Raw genomic sequence first — 18,614 nt, 5'->3', positions numbered from 1 at the left:
TCGTTTTTGTTGTCATAGCCGGATTACATAACCGGGATAAATGAGAGAGGGATGATCGCATGTTTCGTCTGGAGACGACCAAGCTGGATATCGCTTATGAGGAAAGACTAATTGTAGAGGATCTGAATATTCAGATTCCCCAAGGAAAGATCACAGCACTTGTTGGAGCCAATGGTTCAGGGAAGTCAACCATCCTGAAAACGATGGCACGTATTATGGCTCCAAAAGCAGGTAATGTATTGCTCGACGGGAAGTCCATTCATAAACAGTCCACGCGTGAAGTTGCCAAGCAACTTGCGATTTTGCCACAGAATCCAACAGCCCCTGAAGGTCTTACCGTTACTGAACTGGTATCGTATGGTCGCTTTCCTTATCAAAAAGGATTTGGCTCCATGCGTGCGGAAGACAAACGCATGATTGAATGGGCTATCGAAGTGACAGGCATGACAGAATTCCACGATCGTCCGATTGATCAACTGTCCGGTGGACAGCGTCAACGTGCCTGGATTGCCATGGCCCTTGCTCAAGAGACAGATATCCTTTTCCTGGACGAGCCTACAACGTTCCTGGATATGGCTCACCAGCTTGAAGTACTGCAACTGCTGGAGCAGCTGAATGCCACAGCTAACCGTACCATTGTTATGGTTGTACATGACTTGAATCATGCTTCCCGTTATGCACATCACATGATTGGTATCAAAAAAGGTAAAGCCATTGCTCATGGTTCACCTGTGGAAGTTATGAACTCGGATGTGCTTCGTGAAGTATTCAACATTGAAGCAGATATCGTGATTGATCCGCGTTCGGGTGTACCACTCTGCTTGCCTTACGCGCTTGCAGGTGAACGCCAACAAGCGAAGCCGCCGGAACAAATGGTCATGAACAGTGCGATGGTTCATGCTGGAGGACGGACAGAACCACGTGTTCAAGCGACAGGAAGTTAACGAAATGGGCCATATGTGGTCCTTACATTATAGAATGAAGCCGCTGTGCGCTATCGCACACGGCTCTTTTGCATTCAGGGGAATTTGCAACTCATGGGAGCAATGGGATATGGGCAGACCCGGGATTTGGTAATCGCATCGGATCAGGTCTATAATAATAGGACAGGCTGTGGGTTCATTGGTTATACCAACGTGCTCGCAACAGCCCAAACCAACATATGTCATGGGAGGAATCAGTCATGTCCGTATATTCATATCAGGCGGTAACCACCGCGAACCAAGAAGTCTCACTGGATCTGTATCAAGGTAAGGTATTGGTCATTGCTAATACAGCCAGCAAGTGTGGGCTGACCCCGCAATACGGTGAATTGCAGAAGCTCTATGATCGTTATCGCGATCAAGGCTTGGTTGTACTGGGTTTCCCTTGTAACCAGTTTGGAGGGCAGGAGCCAGGTACAAGTGAGGAAGCGGAATCATTTTGCCAGATTAACTATGGTGTGAATTTCCCGGTGTTTGCCAAGGTAGATGTGAATGGTGAGGACACTCATCCCCTGTTCCAATACCTGAAGGAGCAACAACCTGGCGTAGGTGAAACAAGCGACATCCAATGGAACTTCACCAAGTTCCTTGTTAACCGTGAAGGTGAAGTGGTAGGTCGTGTTGAACCAAAAGAATCTCCGGAGACAATGATTGCAGATATCGAGAAATTGCTCGGTTAATACATGAACGTTTGAGAAGCCTGTCCTTGCATGTGCAAGGATAGGCTTCTTTGATTATTTTATATAGAGTGGCTACATTCTCTTCACAGGTAGGGGTTGGCTTCAGGAGCAATTTGTGAGCGTTTACCAATTTAAAAATTAACACTGTAGCGGAAATGGAATGCATTTATGTTGTACAAGTAAAAGATGAATGTGGGAGAGAACTCTAACTTTATACGTCCATACTGCGTTTATACAGGGATTGAGGAAGCCATTACATAGCATAAACCGACCCATATCCGGGGACAATGAATTCAATACAATGAAGGGAAGAAAGGCTTAAATACAGGGAAGTAACCTCTTTCGACAAAATTTTTTTGCACAACCTATTGCAATGTGAAAAATATCACATTATAATGAGTGTGTAAAGTGAAATAAATCACATACACAGTTTCGAATAAGAAGTGAAATATTTCACAACCAAAATAACGTTATATTCAAACTCATTTATATATTTCGAGGAGGAACTTTTAATGAAAATCGCAGTTATCGGATGTACACACGCAGGAACCGCAGCCATCGTAAATACCGCCAAATTGTACCCGAATGCTACCATCACGGTGTATGAGCGCAATGACAATATCTCCTTCCTATCTTGTGGTATTGCGCTCTACGTAGGTGGGGTTGTGAAAGACCCTGACGGTTTGTTCTATTCTTCGCCTAATCAATTGGCAGAGCTTGGTGTTGAGACCAAGATGCTTCATGAAGTAACAGCAGTAGATGCCAAGGGCCATACCCTTCAGGCTAAAAACCTGAAAACTGGGGAAGAATTTGAAGATACGTTTGACAAACTGATCGTGACAACGGGGTCATGGCCTGTCGTTCCGAAGCTTGAAGGCATCGAGATGGATAATATTTTACTTTGCAAAAACTACAATCATTCCAACACGATTATTGAAAAAGCCAAAGATGCCAAACGTGTTACTGTTGTAGGTGCAGGATATATCGGCGTAGAGCTGGTGGAAGCTTTCCAGATGAACGGTAAAGAAGTTACCCTGATCGACAGTGTGGACCGGATTTTGAACAAATACCTGGACCCTGAGTTCACGGATGCGATCGAAGATACGTTGACTGGACGCGGCATCAAGCTGGCTCTTGGTCAAACGGTACAGAAGTTTACTGGTGAAAATGGCAAAGTGACTAAAGTGATCACGTCCAAAGGAGAGTTTGAAACCGATCTGGTTATTCTGTGCATTGGTTTCCGTCCAAATACAGAGCTGCTCAAAGGCCAAGTGGATATGCTGCCAAACGGCGCAATCATCGTGGATAAATATATGCAAACCAGTCAAAAAGACATCTTCGCTGCGGGTGACAGCTGTGCTATTCATTACAACCCAACAGGCAAAGCATCTTACATTCCGCTGGCAACCAACGCCGTACGGATGGGTACACTTGTAGCCCGCAACCTGGTTCGTCCTACGACACCATACATGGGTACACAAGGAACATCCGGTATCAAAATTTATGAGCAAAATATCGCAGGTACAGGAATGACGGAAATGTCTGCTGCTGACGAAGGTTTGATTGTGGAAGCTGTCTTACTGGAAGACAGCTACCGTCCGGAGTTCATGCCAACGGCTGAGAAACTGTTGCTTAAAGTGGTATATGAGCAGGCTACTCGTCGGATCGTTGGAGCACAGGTGATGTCTCAGGTTGATCTGACCCAATCGATTAATACGATCTCGGTCTGCATCCAAAACAACATGACCGTAGATGAGCTGGCCTTCATCGACTTTTTCTTCCAGCCACATTACAACAAACCATGGAACTTCCTGAACACGGCTGGTCTGCAAGCACTGCCACCGGTAGAAGTAAAAGCACCAGCAATGGTGTAAGCAAGCAGAATAGATGGTTGAACAGCGAGCATGATAAACGCCATACAAAGATAAGTCATGCTTGTCCGTAAATATGAGGTGTACAATAACTGCCAGGATTACGAAACAAGGCGGACGATTATAAAGGTAAGAGAAGACTGGCGAGTATATCGTCAGTCTTTTTTTTGGTTTTTTAGCTATAAAAGGCTTTTCTATACTTTTGCTGACTTAACTATTTAAAGACGCTCTTAAAGCATATTTTTGAATAACATTGTGATAATTTGCACAAAGTTTCACGCAGTACCAAGATACAATTGAGATATAGCATTCAACGCATAACAATGAAATTCGGGTAGTTTTCCCAAACGATGAACAATGAAGGAGAGGGTGAATGATATGGCAGCAAAAACACCTCTTGAGGTTGCACAATATACGGCGCAAACAGGTATGAAGAAGGCTCAATATCCGGTGTCTTCTGTACTGGTGCTTAGTTTTCTGGCAGGGGCTTTTATTGCGCTGGGTTTTCTATTGGATATTCGGGTGATTGCTTCTGCGCCAGCTGAGTGGGGGAGTCTGGTCAATCTGATTGGTGCAGCAGTGTTCCCGGTGGGACTAATCTTGGTGCTCATCGGTGGTGGCGAGTTGCTGACAGGTAACATGATGGCAGTTCCACTCGCGACGATTGCTCGAAAGTTATCCGTAGGTAATATGTTGAAAAATCTAACCTTAGTGACGATTGGTAACTTTGTTGGAGCTTTGTTTGTCGCGTACGCGTTTGGACATGTGCTTGGTCTGACCGGAGAGGGTGTATATCTGGCTAAAGTGGTGGATATGGCTGGGCACAAGCTGCATGACGGCTTCTTGCAAGCTTTCATCTCTGGCATCGGCTGTAACTGGCTGGTCGCGCTGGCCGTGTGGCTATCTTATGCATCGGATACGATGAGTGGCAAGGTACTGGGCATTTGGTTTCCAACGATGGCATTTGTGGCCATTGGATTTCAGCACGTTGTGGCCAATATGTTCCTCATTCCGGCGGCAATCTTCGAAGGACATTATTCGTGGGGTCAATATGTGATGAATTTCATTCCGGTATGGCTCGGGAATCTGACTGGAGGTGCTCTGTTTGTAGCTGCAGCCTATTGGGTGGTGTACCTGCGCCAAGCTGAGCCGAAAGTGAAACCGGAGGTAGCAACGTCGATCGAAGCTGTGGAGACGGAAGGCAGAGCGATGTGGAGCAAGCAGGCGTAGCGGGGCATATATACACGTATGTATACATGGGTAATGGAACATTCATGTAGAAGTAAAGACGATTCTGGTCTTGTTCGATTCATGGCGAATATGCTGTGATGGAGCAAGGCGGGATCGTTTTTTTGGTATGGGGTCCTTGTGGATTTTAACGCAAAATAAATTCGCCATGACAAGGTTCGGGGGAACGAAACCTGTTCATGGCGAATTTCGGGAGTGGTCCATGATATGGCATGAGGAGGAAGTGGGGAAACACTAGCCTAATGCCTTATTTTTAATTTACCCCTGAATTCTGAAGTTGAATCAAACTCAAAAACATTTTTTGAAAATAATTTAAAGCCGCTATAGTGGCGAATATGAAGCAAAAACATACTGTTCTCTTTACGCGCTAACCTCGAAGAAGATATGATATAGGGATAGCTTTTAAAGAGGGGAGCCTTACGATGATCGATCAGGAGAATGGTGTATTTGCGGCGGTGTGCCCGCTCGACTGTCCGGACACTTGTGGTCTGTTATTACATAAAGAGAACGGCAAAATTGTGAAGGTGGCAGGCAATCCGGATCATCCGATAACCAAGGGTGCCATCTGTAATAAAGTTAGAAATATGACTGAGCGGGTGTATCACCCCGAGCGTCTACAATATCCGATGAAACGTGTAGGAGCCAAAGGTGAAGGCAAGTTCGAACGAATCAGTTGGGATGAAGCGATTCACGAGATTACGACCAAATTCACTGCATTGTCCGAAACCTACGGCCCGGAGAGCATCCTGCCTTACAGCTTTTACGGTAACATGGGCATTCTTGGTGTAGACGGCATGGATCGACGTTTCTTCAATGCGCTAGGTGCGAGTGTGCTGGAGCAGACAATCTGTAATGCCGCTGGAAATACTGGCTGGAAATATACGATGGGCGCCAACCGGGGTACGGTGCCGGAAGATACGGAGCATGCGGATCTCATCCTGGTATGGGGCGGTAATATCGTCAGTACGAATATGCATCAGGTCGTTTTAGCGGAGAAAGCCCGTAAGAAAGGCGCCAAGATCGTCGTAATCGACGTTCATCGCAATCGTACCGCCCAATGGGGCGACTGGTTTATCCCGCTGTATCCGGGCACGGACAGTGCACTGGCGCTGGGATTGATGCATGTGCTGTTCGAACGGGGACTGACGGATGAAGCGTTTATGCAAAAGTATACGATAGGTCATGAGGCACTACGTGATCATGTCCGCAGTTACACCCCTGAACGTGTTGCACGCATTACGGGCGTGCCGGAGGAAACCATTGTGGAGCTGGCTGAACTATACGGCAACGCACAGGCAGCCCATATTCACATCGGCAATGGCCTCCAGCACCATGATAATGGGGGAATGAACGTGCGTAGCGTTGCTTGTCTGCCTGCCATTACAGGGCAATGGCTGAAGCAAGGCGGCGGTGCTGTTCGCACGAACAGCTACGCGAGCACGAATAGCGACGCGCTGGAACGTCCGGAGCTGCGGCAGAATCCGGAGCCGCGAGTAGTGAACATGAATCGGATTGGTGAAGCGTTACTGGAAGCAGAGCAGCCAATCCGGGCGATGATGGTCTACTGCAGCAATCCACTGGTGGTGGCACCGGATACTGAGCGGGTGGAGCGAGGTTTTGCACGGGAAGATCTGTTCACGGTTGTGCATGATCTGTTCATGACGGATACGGCGAAATATGCAGATATCGTATTACCAGCCACATCTTCATTTGAAGCGACGGACCTGTACACCTCTTATTGGCATCAGTACGTTCATCTGCAAGAGCCGGTAATTGCACCGATTGGGGAGAGCAAGAGCAATGTGGAACTGTTCTCACTGCTTGGGCAGGCTATGGGGTACGATCCTGCAATCTTCGGAGAAACGCCGGAACAGATGATTGAGGACGCACTTCAGGGCACAGGCAACCCCTACATGAATGGAATCACGTTGGAGGGACTGAAGGAACACCGATTCGTGAAACTGGATATGTCGCCACATGCTGCGTTTCTGGATCAGCTACCCACACCTTCAGGCAAAATTGAATTATATTCGGAGATGATGGAACAGCGAGGTCTTCCGCCGCTCCCTACCTATAGCGCTCTGGTTGAAGGATATGATGGGGAGAATCCGGCTGGACCTGCCGATACGTATCCATTGATGTTCCTATCGCCGCCAAACCATAATTTCCTGAACTCCACCTTTGGTAATTCAGCCAAACATCAACGTTTGGAAAAGATGCCTCTATTGCAAATGCACCCCGAGGACGCTGCCCGCAGAAACGTGGAGGATGGAGATGCAGTGGTCGTATGGAATGATCGTGGGCGCATCGAACTTACCGCCAAGGTGAGTGAAGCTATGCTGCCGGGAACCGTCATCAACCAAGGTTTATGGTGGGATGGTGATGGCAAGAAGCAGCGAGCCAATTCGCTCACGTCCAACAGATTGTCTGACATGGGTAACGGGGCGACCTTCTTCTCGGCCACTGTCGAAGTGAAGCGTCAATGAGTGTGCTTGCAGCATGATTTTTTTGAGGTAAGATGAACAAAGGATAAAACTTGAGCAGGATCTAAAGAGCAATACATGTGACACTTCATAAAACCTTCGCTCTGGCTGGTTATGGTTATGCCGTCAGGGCAAAGGTCTATTTTTTATGGTTATTTGTTTGTGCAGAGGTACTAAGGAGAATGAATTAACGATGATGAGATGGCTGGATAACTATCCAAAAGAAGTGAGAATATTTTTATTAGCAAGTCTGGTTAACGCAACAGGCAGTGCCTTGATGTGGCCGCTGACCACCATGTATGTGTTTGATGAGCTTGGACGGACGATGGCCAACGCGGGTTTTGTAATCCTCATTCAGTCCCTGGGTGGCATCTTCGGACAGTTGCTCGGAGGTTCGTTGTATCACCGGGTGGGCGTGAAGAAGCTGATTATTGGCTCACTGGCGCTTAATGCGTTAGGTTTGTTTGCGCTGCCCTGGATTAGTGCGTATTGGGTCGTATTTATATGTGCGATGGGCTGGATTGGTCTGTTTAGTTCATTGTCGCTGCCAGCGATTCAGGCCTTTATTGGCTTCCGATTTGCGGAGCGACGCGGTGAATTATTCAATATTATCTATGTGGCGAACAATATCGGGGTGGCGATTGGTACGGCGCTGAGTGGTTTTCTGGCTGACTTTTCCTATCACCTCAGCTTTGTACTGAACGGAGTGACCTCAGCAGGGTTCGCGATGTTCTTCTGGTATTATCTGTCGCGGGTCGAACCGGATCAGGGGGAAGTACATCTGACCAAACGCAAAACCGTCCCCGATGGGCCGGGCGTCTGGGCATTGCTGGGTAATACCCGATTATATCTGTTTATGAGCTTGGGCGTGCTCTTCCTGTTATTCGGCAACTCCATCTGGAACACAGGTGTGTCCCCGTATATCATCTCTGAGGGTATGGAAAAAAGAATGTACGGTCTGCTCTGGACCCTGAACGGGGTGCTGATCTTTGTGGGCCAACCTTTTACCAGCTGGGTGAAACGGACCATGGCTCGTACCTCCACTGCCCAGATGACCGCGAGTGCCGTATTCTATGGCATGGCCTACATTGTGATGATTACCATGTACAGCTATCCGGGCATGGTGCTCGCAATGGTACTGGCCACGTTTGGAGAGATGTTGATCTCCCCTGCAACGCCTGCATTTATCTCCGAGCATGCTGGCAGGGCGGCACCTTTTTACATCGGGATATCGGGTGGGATCGGTGCGGTTGGACGGGTTATCGGCCCCTATGCGATGGGGGTCATGTATGACAAGCAGGGACTTATTCCGGTAGCGTGGCTGGCAACAGGCACAGCGGCGATTGCGGTACTTGGTTTTGTATTGCATGCGGTGTTGAACCGTAATCGTGAAGTGAAGGAGTATGGGGTGGACGCCTAGCCTTTGCGGGCTGAATCGTATGATGAAGGGAGAGGACAGGTTATAGTGGAGGAGAAAAGAAAGCTACTTTAACCTGTCAGATCATCCTGTTGATTTGTATTGACAAAAAAATCTTTTTATGCTATAATTTACATATTAAATCTCTTCGTATATACTAAGGTTCTCCTGGCCAGGGGGAATCTTATTTTTGTTTGTACGGGAGGAATAGGTATGAAGCAAAATGAATCCAGTATTACATCTTTGATTTCGGCTTTTGGCCGAGCCTATCATTGCCAATATGATACACCTCTTATTTTCAATGATTTTATAGCCAGTGCGCTTATCACTCCTCAAGAGTTTTCAGATATCAGCAATAACATGGTTAGAGGCATTCATTTTTTCAACCCGGATATGGCGCACCAGCTCAAGGACGACCCGGAAAAGGTTCTAAAATGGATTACCCAGGTACAATTATCTCCAATAACTCTGGCTCGGGCCGCTTACTGTGAGCATGTACTTTTGCATGAAGTCGCGTTGGGATTGAAGCAGGTAGTCATTCTTGGCGCCGGGATGGATACGTTTGCTATGAGGCATCCGGAATTGGAGGACACGCTGGATATCATTGAAGTAGATTATCCGGCTACACAGCAATTCAAGAAGGAGCGGCTGAATCAGGCCGAGCTGACTATTCCGGACAATCTTCACTTTGTACCCATGGATTTTACGCGTGAGCTTTCGAATGACAGCTTGACTCTTGAAGGTTTGAAGAAACGGAAGACGTTGGCTAGTCTCCTGGGTGTTTCGTATTATTTGCCCAAAAATGATCTGTTTAACGTGATTCGTCATGTGTTTTCGAACCTGCCAACCGGAAGCTCTATAGTTCTGGATTATGCAGATGAGCATCTTTTTGAGGAAAAAGGAATGTTTAATCGGGTTGAAAATATGGTTAAATTGGCTGCAATGGGTGGTGAGCCGATGCAATCCGGGTACGCATATGCGGAGATGGAGGCTTTGCTTGATGAAGCGGGGTTGCTTATCTATGAGCATCTGACTCCGGAGGCGATTCAGGAACAGTTTTTCCAGAATCGAATCGATTATCTAAGGGCATTTGAAACGATACATTTCATTCACGCAGTAAAAAAATAAATCAATCCGGGCATGTATGGTCACCTATATAGCCCGCATTTGCATAACAACGACCAACCTTCACCCTGTGGCAGGGTGAAGGTTGTTTGGTTTGATCAAAGGACCAGCACAAACCATGATTCGGTAGCCAATAACTTCGCATGTGATACACATGTTCAGAAATCAGACTTGTTAGAGTGCATTCCCATGTCAATCAACGTTCTCCCCTCTATTTGTGCATAATGCCCATATAATAGAATGGAACTGGTTAAAGGCAGGGGGATGCATACGATGTACAAGGTTTTGCTGGTTGATGATGAATTTATGATCTCGGACGGGATCTCCAGTGTGGTGAACTGGTCCCGATTAGGAACAGAACTGATAGGCATTGCTCAAGATGGATTGGAAGCGCTCGCTTCAATTGAGCGGCAACGACCGGATATTATCATCTCGGACATCCGTATGCCGGGAATGGATGGGTTACAGCTGGTTGAAGCTGTGGCAGAGAAGTATCAGCATATCTCGTTTATCATGCTCACGGGTTTTACGGAGTTCGAATATGCGAAAACGGCCATGCAGTATGGGGTGAAGCACTATTTGCTTAAGCCCTGCAGCGAGGAGCATCTCGTACAGGCTATCAGTGAATTGGTCAGTGAGAAGCGGGAGTTGACCGATCAGGAGCGTTTTGTGCAGTCGATTCAATATAATCTGGAGCGTGTACTGCCACATGCCAAGGAATATTTTCTGAAAGAGCTGGTCACGAACAGAACATACGGGGTCAAGGAATGGAAGTATTTCGAGGAATTATTCGATGTACAGTTTCAGGATCAGCGTGTGCGGTTGTTGCTAGTAGAGATTGAGGGAGATCATGAGTATTTGCACTTGTTCGCAGTCAAGAACATTGCCGAGGATATTTTTCACAATCCCATCTTAAGTGCCACGGTTGGAAGGCATGTGCTACTAATTATGGAGGACAAGTTGTCTGAAACACAGTTGTTCCATAATATCGATGAGATTCGCGCCACATTTACCCGATATTATCATGACGATCTCACGATTGCGCTGAGCGAGCCAGGAGATCTATCGCAGGCACGCCATTTGTACATGCAGACGCTGGTTTATCTCAATTACCGCTTTTACCTCGGTGAGGGCAGTCTCATTATGGAGCGGGATGTCTACTCTCCCGGGGAGCGCACCCTTCCTGAATTCGAATACGATCCGGAGCGGATGGTTACTGCAATCAAGGCGGGACACTGGCAGGAAGTGGGATCAGAGCTGAACCGGATGTTTCAGATGCTTGCCAGCTTGCGATACGATATATCCCAAACAAAGTCCTATCTTATTCAGATGTTTATGGAGATGATTCGACTCAGTGGCTCTGCCGAGATGAAAAGGTATATGGACCAGTTGCCGGGCATGATTGAATCCAGCACGCTGCATTCTTTTCAACAGTTTCTGCTTGCCGTCGCCAAGGAAATCACGCTGCGCCGCTACGAACAACACCGCTCCAGACAATCGCAGATGGTAGGTAGTGTGAAACAGTTGGTAGAGAAACGCTACAAGGACGAGACATTAACACTCCAGTCCATTGCTGGGGAAATATACATGAATCCAGACTACATCGGCAAAATGTTCAAAAAAGAAACCGGTGAGAAATTTACGAACTATGTGTTAAGCTACCGAATCCGTAAAGCGTTGGAGCTTCTGGAGCAGGACGGGAACTGCACTGTATCCTCGCTTGCCGAACAGACAGGCTTTGGTGCCAACTGGCCGTATTTCAGCAAAATGTTCAAGAAATACACGGGATTCTCCCCTTCCGAGTATAAAAAAGTACCCTAGGACAGCGTCGCTCTGGCTTTTACATAGCTAATCTTTATATCCGATCACATCTAATCTGTGATCGGGCCCTGTACGCCATTCATCGGCAGCAGGGTCTTTTTTTGTCGGACGGAACTCGGTTTTGAACATCCATTTAACGGAAATGAGCATGGGAAGAAAAGGCGCTCGCTTCTATCATTAGAAGTGTCATGTTAGTGAATCAATACCGAGAGTGGAGGTTGAGTGGATGGAGCTGAATCGAAGCCGGGGGATCGAACCTGGGCGTTTGAAGCCAGCTGGCAAATGGAGTTCGGTGAAAAAGGAACTTGTCCGCAACAGATACGTCTATCTGATGCTCGTTCCTGTGGTAGCCTACTATCTGATTTTCAGCTATGGGCCAATGTACGGGCTACTGATGGCATTTCAGGAATCCTACAACCCGATCAAAGGAATCTTGGCAGGCGAATGGGTCGGATTTGACAACTTCACCATGTTTTTTGAAAGTTATTATTTCTGGCGACTGATTAAGAACACACTGATTTTGAGTTTTTACAGTATTGTGTTTGGTTTCCCGGCTCCGATTCTACTAGCACTGTTGCTGAATGAAGTCCGGAAAAAGTGGTTCAGAGGCGCAGTACAGACCATTAGTTATATGCCGCATTTCATCTCGGTTGTCGTCGTGGTTGGAATGTTGAAAACGTTCTCATCTCTGGACGGTGGGTTATTTAACGTCATTCGTGACTTTTTCGATCTGCAGCCGATTATGTTTTTGGCGGAAAAAGATATGTTCCGTCCGATGTACATCCTGTCCAACATATGGCAGGGAGCAGGCTGGGCCTCGATTATCTTTTTGGCAGCACTTAGTGGGATTGATCCACAGTTGTATGAGGCTTCCAAAATTGATGGTGCAGGCCGCTGGAGACAGCTATTACATATTACACTGCCGGGCATTATGCCAACGATTGTGATCATGTTAATTCTGCGTATGGGGGCGGTCATGAACGCGGATTTTCAGAAAATATTGCTGATGCAAACGGCACCGACCTATGAGACATCGGATGTCATATCCACCTTTGTTTATCGATCCGGTATTTTGGAGGGGAACTATACGTATTCAACCGCCATCGGACTATTTAACGGCGTCATTAATTTCGCGCTGCTCATTATCGCGAACGCGATCAGCAGAAAGCTTAACTCAACCAGTCTATGGTAATCGGAAGGTGAAGCGATGAAACAGTCTATAGGGGAACGACTTTTTGATGTATTTAATACACTGCTGCTCTTGGTGATCATGGTTTTATGTTTTTACCCGATGCTGTACGTGTTCAATTCCTCAATCAGCGACCCGGACCAGATGCTGCGTTCCCGTTCACTGATGCTCATTCCTGAAGGTTTTCAGCTGGGAGCGTACAAGTCGGTATTTCAAGATACTCGCATCTATACGGGATATATGAACACCTTGTTCTATGTTGTGGTGGGTACCGCCATCAATCTGCTCATGACTTCGCTGGCCGCCTATGGGCTGTCACGCGGTGATCTGATGGGCAGAAAAACGCTGATGAAGTTAATTACGTTCACGATGTTCTTCGGCGGGGGTATGATTCCGACTTTTCTGTTGATTCAAAATCTGGGCATGGTGGACACCCGCTTTGCGCTTATTATTCCGGGTGCCATCAGCACATTCTATTTCCTCATTATGAAAACAAACTTCGAAGGCATTCCGATCAGTCTGATCGAATCGGCGAAGCTTGATGGCGCCAATGACTTTCTGATTTTGTTCCGAATTGTACTGCCTTTGTCAAAGCCAATCCTGGCGGTCATGATGCTGTATTATGCGGTTGACCATTGGAATGATTATGTCGGACCGATGCTCTACCTGCGCAGTCAGGAGTTATATCCGATCCAGATTATTATGCGTGATATTCTGATCAGCAGCAGTACAGAGGCTATGGGCGCTGGCGCTGATACCGGCTTTGCCATTGGGGAGAACATCAAATATGCAACCATCATTATCTCCACGCTGCCGATTATGCTGGTATATCCGTTCATCCAACGTTATTTTGTTCAGGGCGCTCTAATCGGTGCTGTGAAACAATAAAAAATGTATCCTATGGAGGCGAATTACGTGAAAAAAAGAATGGGGTCCATCTTGTTGTCATCGCTACTTACCATGTCTTTAATGGCGGGCTGTACGGGGGATAATGAACCAGGTAACGCAGAGCCAGCAGAAGAAACAGAACCTACGGTTCAGGCGTTGACCGAGATTCCACTACCGATTACAAGTGAGCCATTTACCATTGACTACTGGCGCGCCAATGATGCCAAATTGACAGCTTCCTTGAACAACTTTGGCGATATGGCAGCTTACAAGGAAAAGGAGAAATTGACGGGCATCAAAGTGAAGTTCACACATCCTCCGCTTGGACAACAACGTGACCAGTTCAATCTGTTGATCTCCACGAAAGAACTACCGGATGTCATTTATTATAACTGGGCGGATGCCGTTGGCGGACCGGAAAAAATGATCAAGGATGGTCGGATCATTCGATTGAACGAACTGATCGACAGTTATGCACCGAACTTAAAGCGGATTATTGAATCCGATCCGGATGTGAAGAAACAGATTGCACTCGACGATGGCACGATCTATATGTTCCCGCTGCTCAAGCTGGATGCATTGAAGCTGAATGCTACTTCCGGTTTAATTATGCGCCAGGATTGGCTTGATAAATTAAATCTCAAAGTACCTACCAACATTGATGAGTGGTATACGGTGCTTAAGGCATTCAAGGAACAGGACCCCAACGGCAACGGCAAGCCAGATGAGCTGCCATTCACCGGAAACTGGGGACCGGGTAACCTGACTAAGCTCCATGATTTTGCCGCGGCCTTTGGTGTAATTGGTGGCTTCCAGATGAATGGAGACAAGGTGGAGTTTGGACCGATTCAGCCGGGCTACCGTGATTTCTTGGAGACCATGGCCAAGTGGTACAAGGAAGGGCTGATTGATCCCGAGATCATGACCAATGACGGTAAAGCTTTCGATTACAAGGTCACCAGCAATCTGGCAGGCGCATATCAGGGTGGTGTGTTCAGCGGCATGGGGAAATACTTTAATCTGATGAGAGATACGGATCCGAACTTTAACGTGACTGGTGTACCGTGGCCTGTATCTCCGGATGGAACTTCGTATGCGACATTTAATCTGGACGCTAAAGTGTTGACTTATGGTGAGGCCATTACAGCTTCCGCGGACGAAGACAAACTGAAATATATTGTACAGTGGATGGACTACAACTATAGCGAAGAGGGTAGTGATCTGTTCAACTTTGGTATCGAAAATGACAGCTATGTTCGTGATGGGGAAGGTGTCAAATTCACAGATACCATCATTAATAATCCGAACGGTCTGACGTATGATCAGGCACTGGCTTCTTATGCCTTATCCATTATGGACGGTCCGATCAATCAGGATAGTCGTTATTTGGATGCCTTACTATTTGACGACGGACAACGTGCCGCGAATGCGGAATGGATGAAAGCAAGCTCAGCTTTAACGCTTCCTCCAATTCGTTTGTCAACAGATGAGGTGACCACAAGTACGTCCATCATGAGCCAGGTGAATACGTATTTGAATGAAACGATGACTGCCATCATTAGCGGACAGAAGCCGATCACCGAATTTGACACGATGGCCGAAACAATCAAGAGCATGGGCATTGACCGGGCGATTGAGGTTCATCAGGCGGCCTATGACCGATATCAGTCCAAATAATACGTGAGAAATCGAGCGCTAAAACTTTGGGAAAACCTTCCTGCATGTGATATACCTAATAGTATCACGTGGTTCAAAGGAGCGCTTTGGTCATGACAGCCTACCGCAAACTCAGCATCAAAATGAAAATGTTTCTGATGATTATGTTCATGATGGCGTTTATCATCATCCTGGCGTTTGGGTCCTTGTATTATACGTACTCGGTGTATGACAAACAGCTGTTTGATAAGTCGTCCCGACTTCTGAACCTTTCTTCGTCTACAGTGGATGTTGAACTTCAGAAATTGGAAGCGTTATCATTAAACGTGATTTCCGATACTCAGATTCAAAGAGCTTTGAAGTCGTTGCTGGATGACGATAGTGCATATTCAAGCTTTATTGAACGAAAGAAGATCACGGATCGGCTATGGGAGCATATTAGTGGGGCTGCACGTTATGTGCAGTCCGTTCATCTGATTGATTCCAGAGGAAGAGTCAATAAATATGGCGAGACACTAACCGTATCCCAGGAAAAATATGATCGGATGATTGCGGCTGCGGAGCAGGCCAACGGTGCAGTACGCTGGTTATACCCGGATGACGATGACCCGATGCTGGTTATGGTCCGTCAGGTGAGAGCCTACGAACCGATGACCCTGGAACCGGTAGGCATACTGTTTCTGCGTATTAATATCGAGCGACTCGTTGAGGAGTATGCGGGCATTGATAGCCAGGACAGTGACATTATTTTAAAAGCAGGCAGTGAGGTGGTCTATCCTTATCGCCAGCTTCCAGAAGCGGTGTCCACGGGGCTGAATCCACTTCCAGGCAGTGGGGGATATGAGATCAAAAATCTGGATGGGAGGGAGATATTTCTTTCCCAGAAGAAATCCGCATACACCGGCTGGGTGTATTATAATATGGCCTCTTATGATGCAATTTTTGAACGTATTATATGGTTGAAAAATAGTTTGATTGTCGTTTATCTTATCGCCATTCTGGTTGTTCTCGCGCTTGGTATGGTGTTCGCACGTAGTCTGACAAGGCCGATCAGGCAGCTCATCAGTCAGATGAAGGAGGTTCAGTATGGGGATCTGGAGAACATAGACGCCAATCTGTCCATTCCAACCCACCAGCACATGGATGAATTGGGGTTACTACAGCGTACGTATCGACTGATGATTACACATATTAATACATTGATCAAAGAAAATTATGCAAGCCAACTGGTCATTAAGGAAACAGAGTTCAAGGCATTACAGGCGCAGATCAATCCTCACTTTTTGTATAATGCACTGGATTCGATCCATTGGCTCGCCAAAAAGAACAGGCAGGAGCAAATCTCCAGTATGGTGTTATCACTCGGATATTTGCTGCGTTCCTCCATCAGTTTTAAGCAAAATATCATTACCATTGCCGAAGAACTGGAGATTGTCAATCATTACATCACCATTCAGACCTACCGTTTCCGGCAACGGCTGGATTTCCGTATGGATGTGCCTGCTTCTTATCTGGGTTGTGCCATTCCCAAGTTGACCCTACAGCCGCTACTGGAGAATGCCATTCAATACGGTTTGGAACCACAGGTTGGATCATGTCTGATTCGAGTGTATGCCGAGATATCAGGTGGCAAACTGGCCCTTATCGTGGAGGATCACGGTCCCGGCATGGAACCCGAATATGTGGAACAGGTGCTGCGCGGTGAAGTGAAAACCAGAGGCACAGGTATTGGTCTGCTGAATATCAGGGAGCGGGTACGTCTGGCTTTTGGCGAAGAATATGATGTTCTGCTGGAGAGCAATCCGGGGCTTGGAACGAGAGTAACGGTGCTGCTGCCACCCCCATCACCAGGTAAGGAGGAGAAGTTATGGGAAGATGGATGCGAATGATAGGCATGCTCTGCCTTATGCTGACTCTTCCTGGCTGCGTGAACCAGTTGGATCAAAGGCCAGGCATGATTGTGGACGAAGAGCCGATAACGCTGCGAATCGCTTGGTGGGGTGGGGAGTTTCGCAACAATGCAACGATAGCTGTTATCGACCTGTATGAGAAGTTGAATCCACATGTAAACATTGAATACGAATATAGCAGTTTCAACGAATACTGGAGAAAACTTGCCCCACATGCAGCAGGCAATGCGTTGCCCGACATTATCCAGATGGACATCTCCTATCTGTCCCAGTACAGTTCGCTGCAACTGTTGGAAGACATGACGCCGTACATGCAGAGCGGGTTGATTGACACGACAGATATTGAGAAGGAACAGCTGGAGAGTGGTAGCCTGAATGGAAAAACCTTTGGTCTCAGTTTGGGGGTTAACGCCATGCTCAGTATCTATGATCCGGAAGTGTTAAAGGCCAATGCTATTGAGTTGCCAACGGATACGTGGACATGGGCGGATTTTGACCGGATGGGCGAGCAATTGCTGGGGAAAGGCATCTATCTGGGAACCTATTTCACGCCGGAACAGTTTTTCGCGTATTACTTGAGACAGTACGGTTCCAAGCTGTACGCCGAGGATGGCGAGAGGTTGGGTTATGAGGATGATGGGTTGTTTATTGAATACTTTGGCAGGATGCAGCAGCTCGCGGAGAAGCAGCTTATTTTTGCACCGGATATCTGGACATCAGATATTGGCCAGCCTGATAACGACCCGTTTTATCTGGGAGAGGCTTTGTTTAGCTGGGGGTATTCCAACCAATTTATCAGCACCGCTCAGCGTTATGGCAAACCCTTAACCATCTCCCCAATGCCTGGGCCAAACAGCCAGGATGGATTGTTTTTGAAGCCAGGCATGTTTTTCTCCATGGCGGGCAATTCCAGACATAAGGAGGAGGCGGCCAAGTTCATCAGCTTTTTTGTGAATGATTTGGATGCCAATCTGCTGCTCAAAGGGGAGCGGGGGGTGCCCGTCTCATCCAGTGTCAAAGAGCGGATGAAGCTGGTGGTTGAACCGGAGCTGGCGCAGGTGTTTGATTATATTGATTGGGTTGCCGATAACAGCACTCAGATGGACCCGCCTGATCCCGTAGGTGCGCCAGAGGTCACTGCGGTATTGCGAGAGTTGTATGATCTGCTGCTGTTTGGCAAAATTACGCCTGAGGAGGCGGCGAAGGATTTCCGTGAGCGGGCGAACGCCATTCTGGGTGGGTAGTTATATAAATTGAACTAAACGTTAGTTACACTTGCCACTCCGATGACAGAACAACCTTCCCTCTAGTACAGAAGGAAGGTTGTTTTGCTGCTTAGTGCC

13 protein-coding genes are annotated in these 18,614 nt (G+C 47.2%); all 13 read left to right on the top strand.

The window, feature by feature from the left end; translation table 11 throughout:
- The first annotated feature begins 59 nt into the window (after window positions 1-59).
- Window positions 60-944 carry an ABC transporter ATP-binding protein gene (locus QNO02_RS27920; RefSeq protein ID WP_091036119.1) on the top strand — a complete coding sequence of 295 codons (885 nt, stop codon included), beginning with the start codon at window positions 60-62 and terminating at the stop codon, window positions 942-944.
- A gap of 239 nt (window positions 945-1,183) precedes the next feature.
- Entirely contained in the window at window positions 1,184-1,663 is a 480-nt protein-coding gene (locus QNO02_RS27915; RefSeq protein ID WP_047840764.1) for a glutathione peroxidase, read from the top strand.
- Between the two features lie 512 nt (window positions 1,664-2,175).
- Window positions 2,176-3,537 (top strand): FAD-dependent oxidoreductase, encoded by a 1,362-nt coding sequence (locus QNO02_RS27910; RefSeq protein WP_289390552.1) that lies wholly within the window; start codon window positions 2,176-2,178, stop codon window positions 3,535-3,537.
- Between the two features lie 375 nt (window positions 3,538-3,912).
- Window positions 3,913-4,764 carry a formate/nitrite transporter family protein gene (locus tag QNO02_RS27905; protein ID WP_289390551.1) on the top strand — a complete coding sequence of 284 codons (852 nt, stop codon included), beginning with the start codon at window positions 3,913-3,915 and terminating at the stop codon, window positions 4,762-4,764.
- 440 nt (window positions 4,765-5,204) lie between these two features.
- Window positions 5,205-7,268 (top strand): molybdopterin-containing oxidoreductase family protein, encoded by a 2,064-nt coding sequence (locus QNO02_RS27900; protein WP_289390550.1) that lies wholly within the window; start codon window positions 5,205-5,207, stop codon window positions 7,266-7,268.
- A 193-nt stretch (window positions 7,269-7,461) separates the two neighbouring features.
- Complete coding sequence (locus QNO02_RS27895; RefSeq protein ID WP_289392914.1) at window positions 7,462-8,685, top strand: MFS transporter; 1,224 nt, start codon at window positions 7,462-7,464, stop codon at window positions 8,683-8,685.
- 210 nt (window positions 8,686-8,895) lie between these two features.
- The gene (locus QNO02_RS27890; protein WP_289390549.1) at window positions 8,896-9,810 is read left to right on the top strand and encodes a class I SAM-dependent methyltransferase; all 915 of its coding nucleotides are present in this window, start codon (window positions 8,896-8,898) and stop codon (window positions 9,808-9,810) included.
- 270 nt (window positions 9,811-10,080) lie between these two features.
- A complete protein-coding gene (locus QNO02_RS27885; protein WP_289390548.1) occupies window positions 10,081-11,628 on the top strand; it encodes a response regulator in 1,548 nt (515 codons plus the stop codon).
- A gap of 331 nt (window positions 11,629-11,959) precedes the next feature.
- Entirely contained in the window at window positions 11,960-12,820 is an 861-nt protein-coding gene (locus tag QNO02_RS27880) for an ABC transporter permease (protein ID WP_235193717.1), read from the top strand.
- Window positions 12,821-12,835: 15 nt separating this feature from the next.
- Window positions 12,836-13,705, top strand: coding sequence for a carbohydrate ABC transporter permease (locus QNO02_RS27875; RefSeq protein WP_076209737.1), 870 nt, complete (start codon window positions 12,836-12,838; stop codon window positions 13,703-13,705).
- A gap of 27 nt (window positions 13,706-13,732) precedes the next feature.
- Window positions 13,733-15,382 (top strand): type 2 periplasmic-binding domain-containing protein, encoded by a 1,650-nt coding sequence (locus QNO02_RS27870; RefSeq protein ID WP_289390547.1) that lies wholly within the window; start codon window positions 13,733-13,735, stop codon window positions 15,380-15,382.
- 92 nt (window positions 15,383-15,474) lie between these two features.
- Window positions 15,475-17,250, top strand: a complete 1,776-nt coding sequence (locus tag QNO02_RS27865) for a sensor histidine kinase (RefSeq protein ID WP_133386139.1) — start codon at window positions 15,475-15,477, stop codon at window positions 17,248-17,250.
- Entirely contained in the window at window positions 17,229-18,515 is a 1,287-nt protein-coding gene (locus QNO02_RS27860) for an ABC transporter substrate-binding protein (RefSeq protein WP_289390546.1), read from the top strand. Before QNO02_RS27865 ends, QNO02_RS27860 begins: the two co-directional genes overlap by 22 nt.
- The last annotated feature ends 99 nt before the right edge of the window (window positions 18,516-18,614 follow it).

Source organism: Paenibacillus sp. PK1-4R, assembly GCF_030369595.1.
In the GTDB taxonomy this organism is placed as follows: domain Bacteria; phylum Bacillota; class Bacilli; order Paenibacillales; family Paenibacillaceae; genus Paenibacillus.
The sequence above is the reverse complement of the archived record's forward strand: the minus strand, read 5'-3'. Positions and strand labels throughout refer to the sequence as shown.